The organism is Paenibacillus phyllosphaerae (genome assembly GCF_014192105.1).
GTDB lineage: Bacteria > Bacillota > Bacilli > Paenibacillales > Paenibacillaceae > Paenibacillus_Z > Paenibacillus_Z phyllosphaerae.
Map to the genome: position 1 here is coordinate 209,302 of NZ_JACHXK010000003.1, position 24,190 is coordinate 233,491.

Annotated in this window: 24 protein-coding genes; 22 read left to right on the forward strand and 2 right to left on the reverse strand. The window is 53.4% G+C overall.

Annotation, left to right across the window (positions count from 1 at the left end; genetic code table 11):
• Positions 1-144 precede the first annotated feature (144 nt).
• The 14 genes from FHS18_RS08610 to FHS18_RS35130 all read left to right on the forward strand — a co-directional run bounded on the left by FHS18_RS08610 (position 145) and on the right by FHS18_RS35130 (position 14,586).
• Positions 145-1,557: a DHA2 family efflux MFS transporter permease subunit gene (locus tag FHS18_RS08610; protein WP_246427560.1), complete on the forward strand. Its 1,413-nt coding sequence runs from the start codon at positions 145-147 to the stop codon at positions 1,555-1,557.
• A gap of 189 nt (positions 1,558-1,746) precedes the next feature.
• Complete coding sequence (locus FHS18_RS08615) at positions 1,747-2,625, forward strand: CAP domain-containing protein (RefSeq protein WP_343060465.1); 879 nt, start codon at positions 1,747-1,749, stop codon at positions 2,623-2,625.
• A 231-nt stretch (positions 2,626-2,856) separates the two neighbouring features.
• Positions 2,857-4,074, forward strand: coding sequence for a replication initiator protein A (locus FHS18_RS08620; RefSeq protein ID WP_183599051.1), 1,218 nt, complete (start codon positions 2,857-2,859; stop codon positions 4,072-4,074).
• A gap of 825 nt (positions 4,075-4,899) precedes the next feature.
• Positions 4,900-6,195, forward strand: a complete 1,296-nt coding sequence (locus tag FHS18_RS08625) for a hypothetical protein (RefSeq protein ID WP_183599054.1) — start codon at positions 4,900-4,902, stop codon at positions 6,193-6,195.
• A gap of 613 nt (positions 6,196-6,808) precedes the next feature.
• The gene (locus FHS18_RS08630) at positions 6,809-7,831 is read left to right on the forward strand and encodes an ATP-binding cassette domain-containing protein (RefSeq protein ID WP_183599056.1); all 1,023 of its coding nucleotides are present in this window, start codon (positions 6,809-6,811) and stop codon (positions 7,829-7,831) included.
• A gap of 2 nt (positions 7,832-7,833) precedes the next feature.
• Entirely contained in the window at positions 7,834-8,649 is an 816-nt protein-coding gene (locus FHS18_RS08635; protein ID WP_183599058.1) for an ABC transporter permease, read from the forward strand.
• Positions 8,650-8,766: 117 nt separating this feature from the next.
• Positions 8,767-9,396 (forward strand): hypothetical protein, encoded by a 630-nt coding sequence (locus FHS18_RS08640; protein WP_183599060.1) that lies wholly within the window; start codon positions 8,767-8,769, stop codon positions 9,394-9,396.
• Positions 9,397-9,742: 346 nt separating this feature from the next.
• Positions 9,743-10,732 (forward strand): cell wall hydrolase, encoded by a 990-nt coding sequence (locus tag FHS18_RS08645; RefSeq protein ID WP_183599061.1) that lies wholly within the window; start codon positions 9,743-9,745, stop codon positions 10,730-10,732.
• Between the two features lie 112 nt (positions 10,733-10,844).
• Positions 10,845-11,381, forward strand: a complete 537-nt coding sequence (locus FHS18_RS08650) for a DinB family protein (RefSeq protein WP_183599063.1) — start codon at positions 10,845-10,847, stop codon at positions 11,379-11,381.
• 89 nt (positions 11,382-11,470) lie between these two features.
• Positions 11,471-11,551: a putative holin-like toxin gene (locus FHS18_RS35360; protein ID WP_221401261.1), complete on the forward strand. Its 81-nt coding sequence runs from the start codon at positions 11,471-11,473 to the stop codon at positions 11,549-11,551.
• A gap of 238 nt (positions 11,552-11,789) precedes the next feature.
• Positions 11,790-11,990, forward strand: coding sequence for a KGG domain-containing protein (locus FHS18_RS08655; protein WP_183599065.1), 201 nt, complete (start codon positions 11,790-11,792; stop codon positions 11,988-11,990).
• A gap of 161 nt (positions 11,991-12,151) precedes the next feature.
• Positions 12,152-12,673 carry a VanZ family protein gene (locus FHS18_RS08660; RefSeq protein WP_183599067.1) on the forward strand — a complete coding sequence of 174 codons (522 nt, stop codon included), beginning with the start codon at positions 12,152-12,154 and terminating at the stop codon, positions 12,671-12,673.
• A 93-nt stretch (positions 12,674-12,766) separates the two neighbouring features.
• Positions 12,767-13,630: an AraC family transcriptional regulator gene (locus FHS18_RS08665; RefSeq protein ID WP_183599660.1), complete on the forward strand. Its 864-nt coding sequence runs from the start codon at positions 12,767-12,769 to the stop codon at positions 13,628-13,630.
• Between the two features lie 134 nt (positions 13,631-13,764).
• A complete protein-coding gene (locus FHS18_RS35130; protein WP_183599069.1) occupies positions 13,765-14,586 on the forward strand; it encodes a CPBP family glutamic-type intramembrane protease in 822 nt (273 codons plus the stop codon).
• 33 nt (positions 14,587-14,619) lie between these two features.
• On the opposite strand, the gene FHS18_RS08675 is transcribed toward FHS18_RS35130, so the two are convergent.
• Positions 14,620-15,918 carry a globin-coupled sensor protein gene (locus FHS18_RS08675; RefSeq protein WP_183599071.1) on the reverse strand — a complete coding sequence of 433 codons (1,299 nt, stop codon included), beginning with the start codon at positions 15,916-15,918 and terminating at the stop codon, positions 14,620-14,622.
• A gap of 250 nt (positions 15,919-16,168) precedes the next feature.
• On the opposite strand from FHS18_RS08675, the gene FHS18_RS08680 reads away from it, so the two are divergent.
• From FHS18_RS08680 to FHS18_RS08690, 3 genes are all read left to right on the forward strand, one after another.
• Entirely contained in the window at positions 16,169-16,711 is a 543-nt protein-coding gene (locus FHS18_RS08680) for a hypothetical protein (RefSeq protein WP_183599073.1), read from the forward strand.
• A 19-nt stretch (positions 16,712-16,730) separates the two neighbouring features.
• Complete coding sequence (locus tag FHS18_RS08685; protein ID WP_183599075.1) at positions 16,731-17,036, forward strand: VOC family protein; 306 nt, start codon at positions 16,731-16,733, stop codon at positions 17,034-17,036.
• Positions 17,037-17,183: 147 nt separating this feature from the next.
• The gene (locus FHS18_RS08690) at positions 17,184-17,576 is read left to right on the forward strand and encodes a DoxX family protein (RefSeq protein ID WP_183599077.1); all 393 of its coding nucleotides are present in this window, start codon (positions 17,184-17,186) and stop codon (positions 17,574-17,576) included.
• A 147-nt stretch (positions 17,577-17,723) separates the two neighbouring features.
• Here FHS18_RS08690 and cidR read toward each other — a convergent pair whose 3' ends face one another.
• The gene (gene cidR, locus FHS18_RS08695; RefSeq protein ID WP_183599079.1) at positions 17,724-18,620 is read right to left on the reverse strand and encodes a cidABC operon transcriptional activator CidR; all 897 of its coding nucleotides are present in this window, start codon (positions 18,618-18,620) and stop codon (positions 17,724-17,726) included.
• Positions 18,621-18,729: 109 nt separating this feature from the next.
• On the opposite strand from cidR, the gene FHS18_RS08700 reads away from it, so the two are divergent.
• From FHS18_RS08700 to FHS18_RS08720, 5 genes are all read left to right on the forward strand, one after another.
• Positions 18,730-19,101, forward strand: coding sequence for a CidA/LrgA family holin-like protein (locus FHS18_RS08700; protein ID WP_183599081.1), 372 nt, complete (start codon positions 18,730-18,732; stop codon positions 19,099-19,101).
• The gene (locus FHS18_RS08705; RefSeq protein ID WP_183599083.1) at positions 19,098-19,775 is read left to right on the forward strand and encodes an LrgB family protein; all 678 of its coding nucleotides are present in this window, start codon (positions 19,098-19,100) and stop codon (positions 19,773-19,775) included. Before FHS18_RS08700 ends, FHS18_RS08705 begins: the two co-directional genes overlap by 4 nt.
• A 38-nt stretch (positions 19,776-19,813) precedes the next feature.
• A complete protein-coding gene (locus tag FHS18_RS08710) occupies positions 19,814-20,740 on the forward strand; it encodes an EamA family transporter (protein WP_183599085.1) in 927 nt (308 codons plus the stop codon).
• Positions 20,741-20,969: 229 nt separating this feature from the next.
• The gene (locus tag FHS18_RS08715; protein WP_183599087.1) at positions 20,970-22,889 is read left to right on the forward strand and encodes a DUF2334 domain-containing protein; all 1,920 of its coding nucleotides are present in this window, start codon (positions 20,970-20,972) and stop codon (positions 22,887-22,889) included.
• A 35-nt stretch (positions 22,890-22,924) separates the two neighbouring features.
• Positions 22,925-24,175 carry a glycosyltransferase family 2 protein gene (locus FHS18_RS08720; protein ID WP_183599089.1) on the forward strand — a complete coding sequence of 417 codons (1,251 nt, stop codon included), beginning with the start codon at positions 22,925-22,927 and terminating at the stop codon, positions 24,173-24,175.
• Positions 24,176-24,190: the final 15 nt, after the last annotated feature.

Here is a 24,190-nt window from a genome sequence, read left to right on the forward strand (position 1 = left end):
TTTATTATTCAACGGTTGTAGAATAAACTCAAATAAAAGGTTATAAGCCCCTTTGGAAGGATGAAACAAGTGGAGACAACGGCTTCAACAGCAACACCTGCAGCACAGGCACATGCGTCAACCTCATATCGCGTCGTGCCCATCATGATCGCGTTATGTATCGCCGGTTTTATCGGGATGTTCAGCGAGACGGCGCTGAACATCGCGTTGAGCGATTTGATGGAATCGCTCCACATTACGGCAAGCACCGTACAATGGCTGACCACCGGCTATCTGCTCACGCTTGGCGTACTCGTTCCTGTATCGAGCTTCCTCATGCAATGGTTTACGACCCGGCAGCTATTCATTTTCTCGCTCGGCATCTCCATCGTCGGCGGTGTCGTTGCGGCATTATCCTCTGGCTTTAGTCTATTGCTCATTGGGCGTATTCTGCAAGCGGTCGGCATCGGAATTCTGCTCCCGCTCATCTTTAATACGATCCTCGTCATATTCCCGCCGGAGAAGCGCGGTCAAGCGCTCGGCACGATGGGCCTTGTCATCATGTTCGCGCCTGCAGCCGGGCCGACACTGGCCGGACTGACCATTCAATACTTGTCTTGGAATTATATCTTCTGGTTCACGATCCCGTTCCTGCTTATCTCGCTTTTGGTCGGCGTTCGATATATGCAGAACATCTCGACGATTACCAAACCGAAGATTGACGTGCTGTCCATTCTGCTCTCGACCATCGGTTTCGGCGGGATCGTCTTCGGCTTCAGTCATGCCGGCGAAGGTGACGGCGGCTGGACGGATCCGGTCGTAATCGGATCCTTCATTATAGGTGCGCTGGCTCTGCTCGTCTTCTGTCTGCGGCAGAACAAGTTAAGGCAGCCAATGCTGAACCTGCAAGTGTTCCAGTACCCGATGTTCGTTGTCGGGCTGCTCATGGTCTTCTTATGCTTTAATGTCATCATGTCCACTATGCTCATTTTCCCTATGTATTTCCAAGGGGGACTTGCGAAGACGGCGATGGCTGCAGGCTTGATTCTGCTGCCGGGAGGTATCGTGAACGGCCTGCTTGCCCCGGTAATGGGTATTCTGTATGACAAATTCGGTCCGAGGTGGCTCGTCATTCCAGGGTTCCTGGTCATGAGCATCGTCTTGTTCATGATGACGGGATTCGATACGGATACTTCGATCGGACTGATCATCGCGCTGCACATCCTGCTTATGATCGGCATCTCCATGGTTATGTCGCCGGCACAGACCAATGGCTTGAACCAGCTGCCGCCGCATCTACATCCAGACGGCACTGCGTTCATGAATACGCTGCAGCAGATTTCCGGTGCAGTCGGTACCGCCGTTGCGGTCAGCCTCATGTCTGGCGGTATCGCCGATTACATGAGCGCGTCATCAGATCCGGCGGCAGCGTCGGAATCGGCCCATGCGATGGCATTCGGTTCGCAGCATGCGTTTATTTTCGCGCTTGTCGTAGGTATCGTCGGCTTTGTCATCTCGCTCTTCATTCGCCGTGTGAAGGTAGAAGGCGGGTCTGAACGCCCCAAAGCGATGCACTAACTTCTATCCCGTAATGCTAACCGCAGGTAATTCCGCTTTTACCAAAGATTAAGCGGGGACCCCAATATAGCAAGGCAAATCCACACCGCTCACGGAGGGTAAGGATTTGCCTTTTTGGCGTGCGCATAACACGAGCGTGATCTACAAATCCTTCAGTCGTTAGCCTTATCTTCTTACACTCATCAGGAGGTGTTCATCATTAAGAAAGCCATTGCCATCACAACTGTTCTCACATCCATGATGCTCGCGACCGGTTGTGCCAGCGACGATGCGACGCCTCGTCAGCAGGCCAACGATCATGCCAGATTGCTCTCCACGAATCGGCCGGCTCAACACTCGAACATGAACCAGTCTTCGTCTACGTCGACGGATCGCGGTTACTCGACGGGTATTCGGCAGCAAGCGAACGAAGACATTCAGATCCGAATTGTTGGACGGACGCAGTATGGTACCGGAACCGGTACGGGCTATGGAACTGGCGGCGGCTATGCGAATCCCGGCTCGGTGAACTGGACGGGCCAAGCGCCTACAGGGGCTCCGAACGGTTCCAATTACGGGACGCAGGCACCGACTGGCGGATACTGGGGACAAACGCCGGCAGGCAATCGCACGACCACGACGACGCAGCCGAATACGAACCGTCAGCCTGCTGCGCAGAAGCCAGTCACGCAACAGCCGGCAACGCAGCAACCAGCGGCAGGTTCCTCTGTCGCTCAGCAGGTGCTCGATCTCGTTAATCAGGAGCGTGCGAAAGCAGGCTTGAGCGCCCTGACGATGAATGCCGAGCTGTCGAAGGTAGCCATGGCCAAAGCGAAGGACATGTACGATAACAACTATTTTGCCCACCAATCCCCGACCTATGGTTCGCCGTTCGATATGATGAAATCGTTCGGTATTAAATATAACGTCGCGGGAGAAAATATCGCCAAGGGACAACGTACGGCAGCCGACGTCATGAAGGATTGGATGAACAGCCCGGGACACCGCGCCAACATCCTGAAGGACGGCTTCAAGCAGATCGGCATTGCGTATTACAACGGGGAATGGGTGCAGCAATTTATCGGGTAAGAGCTTTTCACGAAGTGAAAAGCTCGCTTCGGAAGCATAGACTTAGAGTTTTCACGAAGTGAAAAGCTCACTTCGGAAGCATAGACTTAGAGTTTTCACGAAGTGAAAAGCTCACTTCGTCTGACCGCCTCTATTTGGCATCATGCCAATATTGGCGGTTTTTATTGTCGTTCACCCAGCTAGCAGATACAATAAGAGTTAAGAATGTGCTAGTGAAAGTTGGTGGACCGTTTGAGTAAATCGATCTTGTCCTTCCTGGACAAGCACGGTCAGGCGCTCGTGGATTTCAAGGCGGATACGCAAATGAGATTCAACGACGAAATGATCGTCCAATCCGAGTATGAGCTGGAGCTTCAACGGCGTGGCGAGAAGCTGATCAGCAAGAAAATTTATGAGCTGCAGCGCGTATCGACCAAGCTGGAGTCGCAGAAGAACGATATCTCCAAAGTGATTCTGTCCGCCAAGGAAAGCGGCCAGCCGATCGATCACGATCTATATGAGCAGGAGAACATGTTAGCGGTGAAGATATCGCTGCTGGACCGGGCGATTGAGATTAAGCGCCAGTATCAGAAGGAACCGACGCATGAGGTTGAGCGTAACATTCTCGATCACGGACTCATCTATGCGACAAGTCCGAACGAGAAGACGCTCGAGAAGCTGCGTACGAAAGACGGCATTATCGAACTGAGCAAGAAGGGCTTCCGCAGATTGTACTACCGCAACGAGAACGGGGCGCTCTTGACGCCGCAAGATATGAAGGTGTTCGTCGGCTTGTTCAAGCTGTGGGCGGACAAGGGGCGCAATGCGCACTTCTCCTTCAAATTCTCGGAGCTGGCCGAGGTTATCTATTCGGAGAAGACGGGCGGGGAGTATGCCATCATGGAGAAGGCGCTGAACAATCTGGCGCAGACTTCGATCATTATGGAAGAATACTTCAACCCGAAGACCGGCAAGCGGACAAGAACGGTCACGCATAATCCGATCTCGACCGCGGATATCGACTCGGAGATGATGCAAGCAGACATTACGTTCAGTAATTACATGCACGAAAGCTTGGCGGCGGGCAACGTCGTATTCATCTCGATGGCGCTCTATAATGACCTCGCATCGCCGACGTCCAAGAGCTTGTATCTGACGATCTCGAACCGGATGAAGGATCAGGAGTATGGCATGGATATCGATACGCTGATCGAGCATATCGGGCTCCATTCCAGTACGCGTCCGAAAGCGGTGCAGACGATCAAGGAAAGTATGCAGGAACTGAAGGATTTTGGTTTTTTGAGCGATTTTGACTTTATTTACAAAGGCGGCTGGAACACGGCCAAGAAAGTGATCTTCACCCCCAGCGAGTGGGCGCGGAAGGTCGGATTCGGTCATCAGCTGTCGCTCGCCGCGATGGAAGTGCAAGCGACAATCGATGAGATCGGGATAGAAGCCGAAAGATCGTAAGATCTGGAGGCTTCTTTTTTATGCGGACATGCGTTCGGTTTCGGGAGGGGAGAGACGGACAATTGTCTTTAAATCGGACAATTGTCAAAAAAACTTTTAAATTTCTATCCGCTGTACTCCGTTTTAAAAGCCGCTGCACTCCGTTTTTCTATCCTCTGTACTCCATCAAACTATCCGCTGTACTCCGTTCTATCCTCTGCACTCCATCGGTCTATCCGCTGTACTCCATTCTATCCGCTGTACTCCATTTTTCTATCCTCTGTACTCCATATTATTATCCGCTGTACTCCGTTCTATCCTGTCTACTCCACATTTCTATCCTCTCTACTCCGTTTGCCAAATCATTTTTCGTCTGTTAATGTCGAATGGTAAGACGCATATAAGAAGTTCAAACCGCTCTCGAAAGACTCCAAACTTTCAAGGGCAAACGGCTCTCGGAAGACTCCAACTTCCGCCTGCTCGTTGGTGAATACATAGCACTACAATATAGCAATAAAAAACCCCCGTACGAATACGGGGGTGAAAAGTAGATAAGTAAAGTCTCCAAACTTTACTTGCTTGCCCCCAGCTCCAACTGGGAACATTCGATAACAGTGAACAATGAATAGGCGGTTCTAACTTCATCTGCTGATCTTCCCTGCTCCAACAGGGAAGCAGCAATTCCACATGTCCTTTTTTCGCGCAAAAATGCGATTAAAAAGGTCTGCTTTAGTTTTGCCTTTTTAGGTCATTGACTTTATTATAACGCCCGCTCCGGCTGACGTAAAGTCGATTCGACCGAAGTTCTTTCACGAATCCTGATAAGGAAGGAGGTCGAAGCCGGATATGGACAAGAAACAACGCGTCAAGCAGGCAAACTCGCTTAGTTACATGGAACTGAATAACGCGAACAAGGGCGCGACATATCCGGTCTCGGTCGACTATACCTTCCTTCATGATTTATTCAGCATCGAGCAGGCCTATGATGAGGATGAAGCGAAGATGTTCCGTCGCAACAGCCACCCTGTACGCAAATTTCACGTGACCGCTATGTCTCTGCGGCTTATGATGACGATCTTCCGGCGCTTCAATACTGAAGGGTCGCTTGTTGGCGTTTCCGTTCACCGGCTCTATAAACTGATGAATGAAGAGTATGAACAACCTGGATCCAAAGAGCAGTTCTACGCAGAGGTGCAAAAGTTTATCGAGCTGAAGTTGATCTCGACGACACGCAGCGGCATTATCTCGGAATGGCGCGTGGAATCTTTCAAACGCCGTTCCGGGCGTTTCGTGCTGTTCCATCCGGTCGTGTTCACGAAGGCGTTCACCGATCTGCCCGTCTCGGCCCAGAAGCTGTATCTGTATCTGATCAGCCGCAATGGCGATAAGGTACGCACCGAATTCAAGGAATTCCTAAGCGAGGATTGCTGGCTCTATACGTTGACGCACAAGTCCCGTCCGGCTCAAGTGCGGGAGCTGCTTCATCAATTGGCTAATCTGGCGCCGCATCCTGGCCAGCCGCTGCTGTCGGAGACAAAGGTCGCCAAAGATTCGCTTGGACGATGGTCGGTTGTCTGCGTTCCGAATCCGGCCTATCAGGTGCGGCACGAAGCAGGCAGACATTACCGTTTCATACCGAAAGCGAAGGTACCGTACTCCAAGACGGTATCGCGTCTTCGCATGTTGCTACATTATTATAAGCTGGGCGAGGTCGAGCTGATGGAGAACGGACGCACTTTCTTGCGGCTCGTTCAACTGCTTCACCGCTCAGGGCTAAAGACCGTTCGCTACGCGGCAATCCGGCTGCGGGAGCTGATGGAGCGTGGGCATTTATTCGCAGGCGATCCCGTTCGTGTGCTGGAGTCCGAACTTGCGGACCGAGCATTCCAATCCTATATGGATGCAGCCAAGCGGACCGGTCTGTACGCGTTCATTGGCGGCGATGAGTCAGATGCCTTCGCAAGCGCACGTCCGCTGCAATTCTACCGGACCATTCGCGGGCATTTTTCGCTTCGTTCGTTCCAATCGGTCTGCAAGCGGGCATTGCCGATGCTTCAGCATGCCAGGGATTGCGCCGCGGCTGGCGCGCCAGAGGAATTCTATCTCGAGGATTTCCTGATCGAACGCTTCGCGCGAGCTTAATAGAAGATTTAGATTTTGCAAGCCCCCTGCAGTTTAAGGGGGTTATTTGCGTTTGCCTCTTCGCCCATCTTCAACCAAGCGGATGACCCCATTGCTGTTCTCGCCTCGTAATCGACCCCCTGTTTGTTGCAATCTTTCTACTATATAGGTTGATGAAGCTGCATGAACGATAATGATCCGGTTACGAATCCAGACAGATACCGTCCCTTCGCCTCCGCTTGCCTGTACATCGGTTAATGTTTCAGACAGAAGATGTGGATAGTATTCGATTCCTGTTGGCAGTATTCTTGGCTGACTCCTTAATCTTGCTGCTTGTCCTAACCGGCCTGCGTTGTTCTGTATTCTTGACGAATATCGGATTTCGTCTGAATTTGTCACGCCTATCGACTGTCAAGGCTGAAAAAATAATAGATTGCTAGATGCAAAGCCTTGCCCCGCCTGCAATCAATGCCTTATGAAACAGACGCTAATAGATTTTTCTTTAATAAGATTCTTATTTTAAAAAGATAGAAACACCATCGTTCATCTTCTCATTCCCGAGTTCAAATTCAGTTCATAAAGGAGCGATAAGATCTCCTCATACGAGATGAGAACCGAATAAGGAGGAACAACGATGAGCAAGAAACACAACAACATAGACCAAGGGAAACGCGAGTGGGCGGTAGAAGCGCGCGGGCTGGTCAAAATGTTCGGGAACCATCGGGCGGTCGACGGCGTGGATCTGAACGTGCGCGCCGGATCGATCTACGGGGTACTGGGGCCTAACGGCGCAGGGAAGACAACGACGATCCGGATGCTGGCGACATTGCTGCGGGCGGATGGAGGCTCGGCGAAGATTTTCGGACACGATGTGGTGAAAGAGTCGCAAATCGTCAGGCAGCTGATCGGCGTGACTGGGCAGTATGCTTCAGTCGACGAATCGCTGAGCGCAACCGAGAATCTGGTGATATTCTCCAGACTGCTGGGGCTAGGAAGGGCGGAATCGAAGCGCAAGGCGGAGGAACTGCTGGAAGAATTCGGACTGACGGAAGCAGCTAAGCGTCCGCTCAAAAATTTCTCGGGCGGGATGCGACGCAGGCTCGACCTGGCTGCCAGCCTTATCGCGCAGCCGCCGCTCATCTTCCTGGATGAACCGACGACCGGGCTTGATCCGCGCACGCGTGCACAAATGTGGGAGACGATCCGGCGACTCGTGAATACGGGCTCGACCGTATTGCTCACCACGCAATATCTCGAGGAAGCCGATCAACTGGCGGACCGGATTGCGGTCATTGACCGCGGCCGTGTCGTCGCGGAAGGCACGGTAGATGAATTGAAGGCGTCCGTCGGCACGTCGTCGCTCCATCTGAGCGTACAAGAGGCCGGTGATATGGCCGAAGCGCGCAAAATCGTCGAGCAGGTGCTGCAGGTGCAGTCCAGCATTTCTTCGGAAGCAGGCAAAATAACGGCGCCGATGGCGAATGCGGATCTGGTAACCGATCTGCTCATCGCGCTCCGCGGGCAAGGGATCGGCTTGTCGGAGATGAGCGTGCAGAAGCCAACGCTCGACGAAGTGTTCCTGACCATTACCGGCCATGGCGTCACGGATGCCGAGCAGACGACCGCTCATAAATCGAAACAGTCGGAGGAAGCTTAAGTATGAAAACAACCTCGATTAAACCGGGATTCGGCCGGCAGTTGAAGAACTCCACCAGCCTCGGGCAGACGATCCGCAACTCGCTGACCATGGCCTATCGCGGGCTGCTCAAAATTAAACGAACGCCGGAGCAGCTGTTCGACGTCACGCTCCAACCGATCATTTTCACCCTCATGTTCACGTATATTTTCGGCGGCGCCATCTCCGGCGACGTGCAAAGCTATCTGCCCGTCATCATCCCGGGCATTCTCGTCCAGACCGTTATTACGACTTCGATCGTGACCGGCGTGCAGCTGCGCGAGGATATGGACAAAGGGGTATTCGACCGGTTCAAATCACTGCCGATCGCGCGGATAGCCCCGCTAGCCGGCGCCTTGCTCGCAGATACCGTGCGCTATACGATCGCAACCACGCTAACCTTTTCGATGGGCTACGTCATGGGCTACAGACCGGAAGGCGGGCTTGGATATGTAGCGCTTGCCGCGCTGCTCGTTATATTCTGCTCCTGGTCGATGAGCTGGATCTTCGCTTTCTTCGGCGTCATTGCCCGTACCGCTTCCAGCGTGCAAGGGATCTCGATGCTCGTGTTATTCCCGCTCACCTTCCTGTCCAACGCGTTCGTGCCGGTTGATACCATGCCCAATTGGCTGCAGTGGTTCGTCGACATGAATCCGATCTCGCACCTTGTATCCGCCGTCCGCGATCTGACCAATACCGGTTCCGCAGGCTGGGACCTCACGATTTCGCTGATCGGGGCGCTTGTTATCGTGGCGATCTTCGCGCCGATTACGGTGCGTGCTTATATGCGCCGGACGTAAGCGAGAATTTCCCGCGCTTGCGATGGTGAACACAAACCATTCACCGTGGGTAAAGTTGTTAACGCTGCTAGACTCTGCAAACAACCGAGTGCTATACTTAGAGCGGGTGAAGCGACGATGAACAATGAGACTACGAACACGGAAGTCAATGGCAATGAAGCAGAAACAGCCGAGAGCAATGAGAAATTGCTGGAGCTGGTCAAAGCGGTGTACCATAACGGCATGGTTGCGCTGAAGTCGCAATTCGAACATGTCGAAGGCCAGGTGCTGCACCAGCCTGTCTATGGTCCGGTATTTGTGTATCAGGTGAAGGACGAGGCGAATGACGGTTACGTCTGCGGATTCTTCCTTCGAGAGCTGGTAGCGAAGTTTCAGTCGGGCAACAACCCGGCCATGTGGATGGCGTCGTTCTTCTACGAATTGATGAAGACCAAGGGCGGCAAGCAGATGCAGAAACCTCCCGCGAACGAGGACGAAGCCAAAGCCATTATCGATAAGATTCTGGTCCCTCATTGCATCGAGGCGGTCCGTGAGGAGTTCGCGCCGGAGCAAGTTCACGCAGGTCTGGATTGGCACAAGGATCACGGTCCTGTATTCGAGACCGGATTCCCGCAATTCAAGGATGGCAATAATGTATGCGCTGTCCCGCTGCATCTTCTGCTCACGCACTACCTGCTTAACCGCGACCCTTCGGAGATTCTGCTGCAGGGCTTGTACAAAATTCGCGAAGAGCATGGCGTCAACTAACATTCGGCCAAGTATGCGTTGTCCTGAACAACATTGGCCAAGCTACCCTATACACCAAAGGAACCACGTCCGAGAGGGCGTGGTTTTTACGTATATTGACAAGTCGGTTTCCGCTCGTGCTGATCGTTATTTTTCAAGGACGAAATCGCCAGTCCACCTCTGTTTCACCTTCTTTAGTCCGGTTGAACTACCCAATGAAGCTCCGTTTTAATCAAATTTTCAGCGTTTTTCGCCCGTTTTCCGTAATTCTGTGAAAATGTTAATCCTACGGGCGTATTTTGCTGTGTTATAATTTGGCCTAGTAGAAGGGGCGTACAACAATTTCGTTCAAGCGAAGGAGGTACACATGATCAGAGCAAGCAAGCCATTCAGATGGCTGATCAGCACGATGGTTTTGGGGTTACTTCTGCTTTGCGTAGGACCACCCGCCTTCATATCCGCAGCGACAACCGAGAAGGTGACCATTAAAGTGAACGGCGAGGTCATTAAGATGACGGAGCCTGTATATGCGCGGGAAGGCAGACTTTATGTGCCGGCAGCGCTCGCCTATGAATTCGGTGCGAATGCCAGCTGGGATAACGATAATGAAGAACTAACGATACATACCGCTTTGAATGACAAGGTCGTGCTTGGCAACCGGGTACCGGTCGTTTATTTCAACGGGGTCCGTTATGTCATGGATGCGCTTCCATTTATGGCTGACGGCCGGTTGTACATTCCGGTTCGCGAGTTCGCTCAGATCCTCCATGCGAACCTGAATACGAACGCCGGCGGAGACGTGCTCGATTTCACGATCGTGAAGCCAGAAGTGACGGCGACTAACTATGGCTGGGCGCAGATTAGCAAGGCCACCGGGGCAACTCTGGCCGAGCTGCTCGAACGCAACGGGCTTAATACCAACACAGCTGTAGCTTCTGTCGCAGGGACGAAGATTAAGGTAGTCATTCCGGCCTTCTTCAATAATCCGGCTGAATCCTACACGGATACCGAGTTCCAGCTGCTGGCGAAGATTACGATGGTGGAAGCCGGCTACGAAGGTTATGAAGGCCAGCTGGCGATCGCGAACGTCATTCTGAACCGGGTCAAGAATCCGAAGTTCCCGGACACGATACGCGACGTGATCTATTCCGGCAGGCAGTTCCCGCCGGCTCATAACGGACTGCTCGACAAGAGCAAGCCGAACGCAAGCGTGCTGCGTGCCGTGAAGGATGCGCTGAACGGCAAGAACAACGTAGGCAATTCGGTGTACTTCTTCAACCCGAACGTATCGAAGGGCGAATTCTGGTCAAGCATGGATGTCATTGTTACGATCGGCCATCATAGTTTTGCCAAGTAACGACGGTCCGTCATCGATTCCTGATAGAGGAATGGATTGACGGGCTTTTTTAATTTGTTAGGATATACACTAAAGGTCATTGGAACAGATTCGTATCTGAAAGGGGGCTTCAATGAATTTCAAGCTCGACGAGACCATTGCAATCTTGTCGCGAACGCCGCGCATGCTGGATAGCTTGCTCGCAGGGTTATCGGATGAATGGCTGACTTGCAATGAGGGTGAAGGCACATGGAATGCTCGGCAAGTGCTTGCCCATCTGATCGATGGCGAACGAACGAATTGGCTCCCTCGGCTAATGTTTCTGATTCAGGAGGGGACAAGACAGCCATTCCCGCCTTTTGACCGCTATGCTCACTTGAATGGAGCGGTTGAGGGAGAGGAACCGACGCTTGCTGATCAATTGCATCTGTTTCGTGAGTTGCGGGACTTGAATATTACTAAACTGAAGGAGCTCGTGCAGGAAGAATCACAGCTGGAGCTTACCGGTCTTCATCCGGCATTCGGTGAGGTAAGGCTTAGGGAACTGCTTGCCACGTGGGTCGTTCATGATCTGGCGCATACGGCTCAGATTACGCGTGTAATGGCAGAGCGGTACCGAGAGGATGTTGGTCCGTGGATTGCCTATTTGGGCATTCTGAACAAGAAATAAACGCACGCCTGTCAGTACGCATGGTATAATATGGACAAGTGCATAGAAGGCTTGGAAGGACGGTCGGCTAATCTCCCGGAAGGGAGGTGATGCCTCTGACGGTATATGAAGCGCTCTCGCTCATGATTGCATTCGCGACGCTGATGCTTGCTGTCAACAAAAAGAAATAGACCGCCCCTCGCCAGGATCGCGGTCTATTCATGATCGTTAGTTCCTATAGCCGACTGCTTCTTCAAGCAGCTGTGTACCCGGGTCGATGGATGTTCTCAGGCATCTGTCGGCCCTTACTTATTATTAAGCATAGCACAGCCTTTTTAGTCGCGCAACGGACGGCAGCGGATGTTTCATATCGTTGGACAAGGGTAATACATAGACGTAACATCAAAACCCACGAAGGAGTGATTCGTAATGGCACAAACCAAGGAACAAACGATGAGCCGTGAAGAAGCAGGACGCATGGGTGGCGAGGCGACGGCAAGAACCCATGACAAGGAATTCTATCAGGAAATTGGCGAAAAAGGCGGAGAGTCCCGCGGCAGAAGCGGCGGCGACCGGGATGAGGATAAGATGAGCCGGGAAGAAGCGGGCAGAAAAGGCGGCCGGTCCTAAGGATCGCCTTTTGGAAGCTCTCTGATATAGGAACAAGAAACGAGTTCACGAGCAATCGTGGGCTCGTTTCTTCGTTCTTAACGCTTGAAGTTGCGGATGGATACCGACAGCGCTTAAGATAAACGTTAGCGAGGTACAACTAGGAAGGAGAAACAACGCAAATGATAGTCCGGCTCCTGAACCGAGTGGCGATATTGGCCCTCTTGATCGTTTATCTATATATTCTTGTGAAAGTGATCCTGTTCAAATTCGATACGGTGGATGTCGCATTTCTCGGCGAGCAGCTGCGGCGCTCGATCGAGGACCCGGGCCGTGTCATCGAACGTTTCCGGCAAGGCAATTTCACCCCGCTCGTATCGATCAACCGCAATCTTGACAGGCTGTCGAACGGGAACGACTTCGTCAACCTGATCGGCAACGTCGCCATCTTCGCGCCGCTCGGCTTTTTCATCGCGGCATTGTCCAGAAAGCGGTTCCTCCGGGTGCTGTTGGGTTCCTTCGGAGTGAGTCTCGCGCTTGAATGCGCGCAGATGATCTTCGCGATGGGCCGCTTTGACGTGGATGATCTGATCTTGAATACGGCCGGCGGCGTGCTGGGGCTGATGCTGTTCTATATCACCCCTGGCCGGAAACGCTGGCTGCCCGGTTCGTCCAAAAAGTCAGGCACAAGCACATTCGGATAGCACCCGTCCGAACCGCTACCCAAAATGTCGGATGGGCGCTGCGCCATCATGCTACGATCGTAACTGAAAGGAGGTGCTGCGGTGCTGGAGCCAATGAATCGAGCGCTTGCCTATATCGAAGCGCATCTGACGGAAGACATTCAACTGTTAGAGGCGGCCCGTATTGCCCTATGTTCGGAGTATCATTTCAAGCGGATGTTCTCTATGCTGGCCGGAATCCCGATTCATGAATATATTCGCCGCAGGCGCCTGACGCTGGCCGCGCTGGAGCTGCAAGGTTCTGACGCGAGAGTGATCGATGTCGCGATGAAATACGGTTATCTCTCGCCCGATGCCTTCACGCGCGCATTCTGGCAGCTGCATGGCATTACGCCGTCCGAGGCTAGGCACAAGGGGCAGCCGCTTAAGGCGTTCCCGCGCATGTCCTTTCAATTGACGATTCGAGGAGGAAGCGAAATGAACTTTCGCATCGTAGAGAAGGATACTTTTCGTATAGTGGGGCTAATGAAGCGGGTCCCGATTATTTTTAACGGGGTGAATCCGGAGATCGCCTCCATGTGGCAAAGCTTGGACGAACCGAGGATCCGCGCGATGAAGGAACTGTCGGATACCGAACCGAACGGGCTGATCAGCGCGTCGACGAACTTCTCGGAAGGGCGGATGGAGGAGAACGGCGAGCTGGATCATTATATCGGGGTTGTGACGACGAAGGCTTGTCCGGAACCGTTCGCGGCACTTGAAGTCTCGGCCTCGACATGGGCGGTATTCACGGCCGTTGGTTCGTTCCCAAGCGCGCTGCAGGACGTGTGGGGCCGCATTTATTCAGAGTGGTTCCCTTCCGCAAGTTATGAGCTGGCTCAAGGACCGGAGATGCTGTGGAATGAATCGAAGGATACGAGCTCGCCTAACTACAAAAGCGAGATATGGATCCCTGTCATCCGCAAGCCGCAACCATAGCGTTCACAGGTCCTCTCTAATGCCTGTCATTTACCTTGTCCTCTGTAATCTCGTTCCGCAGGCGGATTTGGGATTCCTATTCTCTCCATACAATAGAAGGAGAATAGGAGAATGAGGCGGAGGTGAGGAGGATCGTGAGCGGAGTAAGTAAGCAAGAACCGAGACAATCGGGCATGCGTCAGCTTCTGTTCTTTTCTATCATCGTCGTCAGCTGCGGATGGCTCGGACGATTCGTCGATATCTATGCAGGCACGGATGAGAACGGTAGCCTCGGGCAATTGATCTGGATCGTTACGCCCGTGATCGCGATGATCGCGCTGCGCTCTTTCACGGCAGACGGTTGGAAGGACTTCGGCTGGAGGCTGAATTTGCGGGGGAATGCCGTACGGTACGCGGTTAGTATCCTCTTCTATCCGGTTATCGGAACGATTGTCGTGCTTGTCGGCAGCCAGATGGGCTGGCTCAGCGGTGGGATTCTATCGTACGCTTTCATCGGGGCGGTTGCGGCCAGTCTCTTGCCTTCACTTGCGAAGAATGTATTCGAAGAGTTCGCTTGGCGTGGTTACTTGGTCCCCCGCCTGCTTACGATGGGTCATCACAGGCTATTCGTACATGCGTATACCGGCATCATCTGGGGCGCTTGGCATTTTCCTTATCTCTACCGATTCGTGGAGACGTCGGAAAGTATGCTGACGTTCATCCCCCGCTTCTTGCTCGGCATGATCATCGCCTCCATCGTGTACGGAGAGATTCGCTGGCGGACGAATAGCGTGTGGCCCGCAGTGCTGATGCATACGTTCGGCAACGCTTTTATCGATACGATGATTTTGAAAACGTACATCATTGTCGATCCACAGCATTTCAGCCTTGCGATGCCAAGTCCTGAGGGACTGCTGACGATCGGACTGACCGCTTGCGCCGCATATGCCTTATATGCACAAAAACACGCCAGATGATGGCGTGTTTTTGTTTATGCGGAGGTAAAGCGATTAGAAATTCGTGATCGTATCGCTGAGTTCTTCCGTGGAGATCGCCATCTTGGCAACGGCCGTGCTAATCTCGCCGAGCAGGGTGGTGAGCATCTGAAGATCCGATTCCGCTTGTTGGTTCATGTCCTTATTCTCCGTGCTGCTGCTCAGGATCTGCTCGAACACATGGGTCGTGTTGGTCATTTCCTCGTTGCCGGCATCGACAACGCGAGTAATCGTACTCACTTGGCCTATAACGCTGGTGATTTGCGTAATCGTCTCTTGGACCAAAGCAGTAATGTTCGAGGACGAGCTTCTGGTCTGCTCGGCGAGCTTGCGTACTTCATCGGCCACGACCGCGAAGCCTTTGCCGTGCTCACCGGCCCGGGCTGCCTCGATCGCTGCATTAAGCGCCAGCAGATTCGTCTGGCTGGCAATCTCGGTAATGACATCGACGATGTCGCCGATCTTCTTCGAATTCTTCTCGAGCGAGGCGATCGTCTCGGTGATGCGCTGCACGTTATCTTTGAGCTCGACCATATTGGAGATGACTTTGTCGAGCTGATTCTTGCCGTGCTCGGAGTTCTCTTCCATCGCAACCGAAGTTCCCGCGCTCTTCTGCGCCGTATCGGAGATGCGCTCGGACTGAAGAACGACTTGCTCGACGGACGCGCTTGTCTGCTCGGTTAGTGCCGCCAGACTGTCCACGAAGCCGCCAACGTAGTCCTTCAAGTTTTTCTTCGCTTCCAGATCCTTGCTCGCCAGCTGCTCTTGCTGCGCTTGTTGCATGGAAGCGATGACGCTTTGCATTTCGAGGTTGAAAATTTTGGATACCGCCAAGAATACGGTTAGCGATTCCTCTGGTTGCAGAGATAGCTCATTCTGCACATGTACGAGAATGCGCGACATGAGTAATTTATAAACGGACATAAACCAATGAATTTCGACGCCGATCTGAACATACATTCGACCGACGGCAATCCTGCGCTGTACGAATGCCGAATTTATCACGCCATCGAACAACGAAAGCACGTATTGTTCGCTCATCTCTCTGGATATGCCAATAAGCGTTGTATCCGTAATTCTTCGAACACCAGGGTGTGTATGATTGAGCGTCTCTTGATAAACGGAGCTCAAATGTTTGGAAACGATTGAGCGAATCCCTCTAAGAACCGCCAGATCAATCGTCGTAAGCTCCATTAAATCCAATTGAACGGCAAGATCGGAGCCTTTATCCAACTCGAGCGTTACGTTGCCGAGTTCATCGTTAATAAATTGCTGCAGCGTTGAGGCACTGCTTTTCTCTTTGGTGAAAAACATGCGTAAACAATCTCCTCTCTGGAAGCGGATTGGTATGCATGTAAGGTATCACACATGCAGCATTCCGCTACTAGTCTACCGATATATCGTCAGATACCTTTGGAAAATGAAGTGATGGCTTACTGATATCGGTATTCATTACCAGAAAGAGGATGATGCGGGATTGTACCTGCGATTTTAATTGTCTATATTTGGTTATATCTGGTAAAATAATGTGTGAATTTGCTATCGGTGGACAGGAGGTAGAGGGATGCAACAATTACGGATCGGGCGAATGACAAGCTCGATTGTTCTGCGGACACTCGTAATCGCAGCTAGTTATACGATCTTTTATTTCTTGACCTACATATTCGCAGCGCTCACTTATTCGGCATTCGCAGACATGCCCGCGGACCGAAGCCGTTCGTTCTCGTGGCTGTATTTCGGATTCTTCTTCACCTTGATCCCTTATCTCGGCACCTTAAGCATGGCTATGGCGGAAGTAAACCGAGAACGATTATTTTCGCTCAAACAGCGCCTAGTGCTGCTGCAGACTTTCGTCGTCACGCAAGCCGTGGACAAGCTTGGGATAGCGGTCTTAGCTACAATGATGGCTCAAGGTTTTCCGTGGTATGGACAGGAATTCCCGCAGTCGGGCTACGGCTTGTTGTGCGAAGAGCTGCCTTTCTATTGTTCCGGGTACGTGAAGCCCTATATTGCCGGGAATACGATATTCAGCGTGATCCTGTTTATGGCGGTGTTTCTCGGATATCGGTGGTTGTATAGCGGGAAGAGGCAAGCCTTGCAGCGGTAATCGGGCGGGCAAGAACGAATTGAACGTCAAAGGAGCGGATAGCGATGGTTATGGGGAAGAAGTTCATCAGTCACGTACAAATGATCCAACCCATATCTTCTTATGGCAAACAACCGACGCGACAGCTTCAACGTTTACCGTCCATGGAGAGCCATTCCCCGTTATCGGATTTCAGGTCGTGGACATGGATGAGTTCTGCCGGAAGATTGCCGAGAGTGGAGTATCGGTACATGGCGATCCGCAGGCTGCACCGGTTGAAGAGGGTCGCCGGTTTCTGAAGTTTTTTGACCCCGACGGCAACATGCTGGTCGCCCATACGGCATAACGGATCGCGGTCTTACCATGCAGAATGGGCCGCTGCCAGATGCCATTAAGGATGAACGAGCAATGCCGCAATCGAGAAGAAGCACGAGGCGCTTCGGTGTGATACGCTTCAAGTATCCCAATTAGGAATACGGAGGTATCTAATCACATGGTCAAAGCGCAATCGAAGGGCCGCCGTTGGGCTGCCTATCTGCTAAGCGGCATCGTCATCGTGTTCATGCTGATGGACAGCATCTCGAAACTCTTCAAGCCGGCTTCGATCGTGGAGAGCACGACGAGCCTTGGTTTTGCCGAACATCATCTGCTGACAATCGGCATCCTTGGGCTTATCTCCACCGTACTCTACGCTTTCCCCCGTACCTCGATTCTTGGCGCAATCCTGCTGACAGGGTACTACGGCGGAGTAGTTGCCACGCATATCCGACTCGATAACCCGCTGTTCTCGCATGTCCTGTTCTCCGTCTACTTGGCGATCTTCGCTTGGGCAGGGCTTTGGCTAAGAGATCCGCGCGTCCGTAAACTGTTCTCCCTGTCCAAATAATGTGTAATCAGACGCAGCAGAACGGGGCTGCGTTTTTTTTCGTGCTAGATAAATCAAAGGAAATCAAGATTGCCAGGATAGAAGAAGAATTGGAAAAGAATTTAGGCACAAAATAAAGATAGGGAATTTACTCTCCGTCCGACTCCCTCACTCCCCATTCTTCTCCGTCAACAGCCCCTGCGTAAAAGCGATCCATTCCCGCGCGGCGAACGATAAGTAGCCGTCCCGGCGCCAGATCATCGCCACATGCCATGGAATGACCGGATCGACGAGCGGAATAGCGCGGAGACGCTCCGGGTCGAGCTCGCGGCAGACGGCCTCGGGCAGTAAGGCGACCCCGAGATTCTCGGCAGCCATCTCGCGGATGAAATCCCACTGCGTGCTTTTGTACACCACATTGGGTTCAAAATGGAGCCTCCGGCATTCCGCGATGATCCGGTCATGCAGCGTGAACTGCTCGTGGTACAGCAGGAAGGGTTCGTCCTTCAACTCGATTAACGGTACGCAAGAGTACTCCGCTAGCCGGTGCCGGGGGTGAACGACGAGCATGAGCTGCTGCTTCGCGAAGGTGAACGAGTTGAACTGCTCCGCCTTCGTCGGCAGCAGAATGACGCCGATATCGAGCTCGCCCGATCCGACTTCCGCTTCAACCTTCTTCGCGCCGTATTCATACAGCTGCAGCGCAATCTTCGGGTACTGCTCGCGAAACTTGCCAATGACCTTCGGGAAAAAGCTGACGCCGATCATCGGCGGCAGGCCGATTCGAATCCGGCCGCGTTTGACGGCGGTCAGCTCATCGAGGCTGCCCTGCATTTGCTCGAACGACTGCACCATCTGTTGAGCTTGCGCCAGCAGAATGGCTCCGGCATCCGTCAGCTCAATGCGTTTGCCGACCCGGTCGAACAGGATAACCCCGAGCTCCTCCTCGAGATTTTTAATCATTTTGCTGATCGTCGGTTGGGTGATGAACAACGCTTCCGCCGCCCGCGTAAAGCTTTTCTGCCGCGCGACCTCCAGAAAATAATGCAAATGCCGTACATCCATCGGACAAATTCCTCTCATGCATAGATAAATGGAATGAAAGTCATGCTGTATATGTATTTTACCTATGAAAACAGCTGCTGTACACTTGCGAAGAAAAGAGGTGTGCATCGTGCGCAGCATCATTCGTATAAGTTCGCAAGTCTTGTTGTTCATCGTATTGGCCTGGCTCATGAGTCTTCTCGTAGCCTGGCTCCATATACCGATTCCAGGCAGCATTCTCGGCATGCTGCTCGTATTTACGCTATTACAGCTTCGAATTCTTCCGCGTCGTTACGTCGAAGACGGCGCTGGCTGGCTGATTGCCACCATGCTGCTGTTCTTCATCCCGCCGGCGGTCGGCATTATTTCGTACCGGCAGCTGCTCGCAAGCAGCGGCGTGCAGATCGCGCTCGTCATCGCCCTCGGCACGGTGGTCGTCATGGTATGCAGCGGCCTTGTGGCGCAGCGGATCGCCGCCAGGAAGGAGCGGTCGACCTCATGATGATGGCAATTCTCAGTTTCCTCGCCACGATCATCGTCTATACCGCGGCGAAAAAGCTTCACGGCATGAGGCCGACGATATGGCTGTCGCCCTTGATCATTACGCCCGTTACGTTAGTGCTGCTGCTTCTCCTGACGGATACGTCGGTTACGACTTACAATTCAGGCGCGCATGTGCTATCCGATATGCTGCAGCCTGCCACGATTGCTTTTGCCGTGCCGCTGTCGAGGCATTTTGACGTCATTAAGAAGCATGCGGTCGAAATCATCGTCAGCGTGCTGGCCGGATCAGCCGTAGCTATTCTGTCAGCGGCCTTGATCGCCAAGCAGCTGCAGCTGAACGAGGAACTCATCTACAGCTTGCTCCCGCACTCGGCAACGACGCCGATCGCGATGACGGTCTCGGCCACGATTGGCGGTATTCCGACGATCACAGCCGTCGCGGTCATGCTGACCGGCATCTTCGGTTCGATGATCGGGCCGACGATTATCCGCCTATGCAGAATCCGCAGCGATGTCGCGCGCGGCGTCCTGCTCGGAACCAGCGCGCATGGCGCCGGAACGTCCAAGGCATTCGAGATTGGGAGCATGACGGGGACGGTATCGAGCATCGCGATGATCTTATCGGCCATCATGACGTTATTCCTTGCGCCTTGGCTGCTCGCTGCGCTATGATCGAACTTCATTCCATGATCCGATAAGGAGATATCCAAGTGCCCCAATTATCGAAACTCCAGACGGCATTGCTGCTTGCGTTCCTCATCCTCGTGTGGGGCATCAACTGGCCTTTATCCAAATATGCGCTTGAATTCATGCCGCCTATCCTATTCTCCGGCATTCGGACGCTGATTGGCGGCGTGCTGCTCTTGTTCGTGGGGCTGCGCCATGTTCGCCGGCTCCGCTTCGCGGAGACATGGCCGATTTACGTCATTTCTTCCGTAGTCAATGTCGTCTTGTATTACGGGTTGCAGACGATCGGTCTTCATTATTTGCCTGCCGGCTTGTTCTCCGCCATCGTCTTCCTGCAGCCGGTGCTTGTCGGCCTGTTCGCTTGGCGGTTTCTCGGCGAGCCGATGAACGGCTTCAAAGTCGTCGGTCTGCTGCTCGGCTTCGGCGGCGTAGGCGTCATCTGCAGCGGGGCAGGCGGCCTGTCCGGCCATATCTCGGTCGAAGGCATCCTGCTCGCATTAGGCTCCGCGCTTAGCTGGGCGCTCGGCACGATCTACGTGAAGAAGATCGGTCCTAAGGTGGATGCGATCTGGCTGGTCAGCATGCAGCTCATTATCGGCGGCCTGTTCATGCTAGCGGTCGGATCCGGAGTAGAAAGCTGGTCGGACGTGGAGTGGCAGCCATCTTTCGTCTTAACGCTATTGTTCATCTCGGTCTTCGTCATTGCGATCGGCTGGGTCATCTTCTATAAGCTGATGGATGCCGGCGAAGCGAGCAAGGTGGCGTCGTACACATTCCTCATTCCGCTTGTCGCGATCCTGATCGGAACGCTGTTCCTGAACGAGCCGTTCACGCTGTCCTTGTTGGTCGGCCTGCTCTGCATTCTCATCAGCATCTTACTGGTCAACCGGAAGCCTTCCCGCCGGACTAAGCCAACCACAATAATGGCAAAGGAAACCACGCTGCATTAGCGTGGTTTTTTCTTGTTCCTCTTCGTCTTTTTCCTCATGCCCCACATCCATCAAACCCGCGCCGATCCAACATTTTCCTCTAGTTCGTGCGGATTATTAAAATAAGCCAAAATATCTAATTTCCTACTATTCTCTTTCTATCGGATGAATTATACTTACTCTCGTTGTTGTTTTATGTCGAAATAAGCGGGCGATAAGTCCGTTCGAGATAACGGGGGGAGGAATAGGGTTGTTTCGCAAGAGGATCAGATGGAAGCGGCTATTCATTGCGCTAGCATCGCTAGCTGCAGTTGCCTTATTGATTTACCTATACGATCAAAGCGGAACGAACGCTTACCCGAATAAAGGCAAGCAGCATGCGATGCTCAGGCTGGAGGATATCGGCCCGGGCGGCGAGTACGGCACGCTTGAGGGTCTCGGCAAGCTGCGGGCTGTCCTAGAAGGGCTGGAGCAATCGGGCACGGCGTTCCATATGGCGGTCATTCCGCGGTCGATCCAAGTCGACGACGATGGGCAATGGACCAATCGAGGCATCGACGATCCGAATCCGGATGCTTATATGCAGGCTTTCATCCGTCTGCTGCAGAATGCGGAGCAAGGCGGCGCGGTCCTTGGCATGCACGGGTATACCCATCAGTATGGTGAAGAGGTGCGCGAAGATCAGAATCATATCAGCGGCATCGCGAGGGAATTCAAAGTGCCGGGAGCGGAGGAGACGTTCGAACCGTCCTACGCAGCTGACCGGATCGAACGCAGCTTGCAAGCTTTCGATCAGATCGGTCTCACGCCGGCCTTCTGGGAATCCCCGCATTATAAGGATACCCGGGATCAGGAGGAGGTGTTCCGATCGTATATGGGCATTCTGTACGAGCCGGATCTCTACTCGCTCCGGTCGTTCAAGGATCTGAACATGAAGGAGCAGGAGAATACCTACGGGAGTACCACGCTCGGATCCGTTTATGTGCCTGCCCCTCTGAAATATATTCATGACGATGCTTCCGTCGACCGCGTGGTGGACCGGGCTTCCGGTTACAACGGGCTCGGGGCGGTATACTTTCACCCGTTCCTCGAGTTCAAGGCGCTTGAGCCGGTGCTCGATGAAGCCGGGAAGCCGGTGGTGCGCGACGGGCTTCCGGAGTACCGCTATCCACAAGGATCGGAATCCCTTCTGCAGAAACTGGTCGGCGGCTTAGAGCAGGAGGGTTACCGGTTCATTAGCCTGCATGAAGCGGTTCCGTTCTCGCCGGCGAACCGATTGACGATCGAAGCCTCACCTGCCGGCCTTGCTCCGATGTTCGGCGACGTGACCGGCGACGGTCAGGCCGATGCCGTCATTCAGCAGGAGGATCGCATCGCGCTCATCGAAGGCGCATTCGGCTGGCCGCGCAATCAAGCGCAGCAACCGATGCAGACCTGGCTAGCGCGTTCGGCTTCGCCGGATGAAGCGTTGTTGCTGGCGGATGCGGACATGGACGGCAGGGCAGAACTAATCGTCTATAACAAGGCGAGCGGTCTCCTCCAATACTCGACCTGGAACGGAACTAACGGGTCGGCATTGGCTGCGATCGGCGAACTGCCGGCACAGCTGGAGAGCCTCCAGCCCCTGAAGACGGAACAGCCCGGAACCGCAAGCGTCGAATGGTTGGCACGGCAGCAAGGGAAGCTGATCGATATTTCTTTTGCAGATGGCACGCTTAGCTGGGAAGAGACGGCGATTGCGTTACCGGACGAGGATCAATTGCAGCTCGGCCAATTAGACGGCGAAGGATCCGAGGAGTTGCTGGTCATCCCGCCTACCGGGAATGGCAGCATCATGACTTACTCGCGTCAGGCGAACGGCGTTTGGGTGGCAGCGGGAACGATACCGATACCCGATGACATGAAGAAGTCCCAACTCCTCGTCCAGGATACGAATGGCGACGGACGCGATGACCTTATTGCTTATCTTCCGTCCAGCGGCGTCTGGCAGGTAACGCTTAATCAAGGCAATGGCGCATGGACGCCGATGGACAACCCTTATGGCCCTTGGGCGAGCGGAGTTAACCGCATCGCGCTCACGGCTGATTTTGACGGGAATGGCAAAGGGGATATCGCGTCGTACGATCCGAAGGAACAGGTCGTCGATCTATCGTTGTCCTTCCAGCCTTAAGCATAGAACCAACAACCTTTGAAGGGAACGCGAGCATGAATATCCTACATGATGGGTTCAACATCCTCTTTTTTACCGTTCAAGCGGTGATTGCCTGTATCGGGGTTTACCAGGCGCTGCTTAGCTTCGCGGGCTTCCGCTATAAGAAACGGCCGCGCGTCCATGCACCGGCGAAATCGTTCGCGGTCGTTGTCGCCGCTCACAACGAAGAGCAGGTGATCGCGCCGCTCTTGGATAATCTGCTGCGGCTGGAATATCCGCGCGAGCTGTACGATATTTTCGTCATCTGCGACAATTGCACCGATAAGACGGCCGCGATCGTTCGCGAGCACGGGCTAGAACCGATGGAACGGTTCGATACAGTGAACAAGGGCAAGGGGCACGCGATCGAGTGGCTGCTCGGACAGCTGTGGAAGCGCGAGCGGCAGTACGATGCCGTCGTCATTTTCGATGCGGACAATCTTATCAGCCTTAATTATCTCGCGGAGATGAACGAGAAGCTGTTAGATGGCAAGCAGGTTATCCAAGGTTATCTCGAGACGAAGAATCCTTATGATTCCTGGGTCTCCATCTCCTATGCGATTACGTATTGGTACATCAACCGGATGTGGCAGCTGGCGAGATTCAATCTGGGGATGGCCAACACGCTGGCCGGCACAGGCATGTGTTTCGATGCGAAACTGCTGAAGGAGATGGGCTGGCATGCCCATTCCTTAACCGAGGACGTGGAGTTCACCGCGCGCTGCGTGGAGAGGGGGATTACGCCAACCTGGGCGCACGAGGCCATCGTCTATGACGAGAAGCCGATCACGATGATGAGCTCATGCCGGCAGCGGCTTCGTTGGCTGCGGGGGCACTTCGACTGCGCGAAACGGTTCTCGTGGCCGCTGCTCAAGAGCGCGGTCGTGCACCGGAGCTTCGCCAAGTTCGACGCGCTGCTCTATTTGTTCCAGCCGTTCCGCTTCCTCTTCCTGGCTTCGATCAGCGTCATGCTCTATCTGCAGGCGGGAACGCCGCTGCTCGATCAGCTAGGGATCAATCAGCTAGTGCCGGTCTGGGTCTGGTGGAGCATTCATATTGCCATCTTCTTGCAGACGCCGCTCGTGCTTGCCATCGAACGCAAGCCATGGCGCGCTTACTTGGGCATCATCGTCTATCCGATCTTCCAATTGACGTGGTTCCCGCTAACCTTCATCGCCTTCTTCACCAGCCGCAATAAGTCCTGGAATCATACGGTACATACGCGCGCGCTGCGTATCGAAGATATTAGCTTGCCGAAATCTTAACTTATGGAGGTGGAA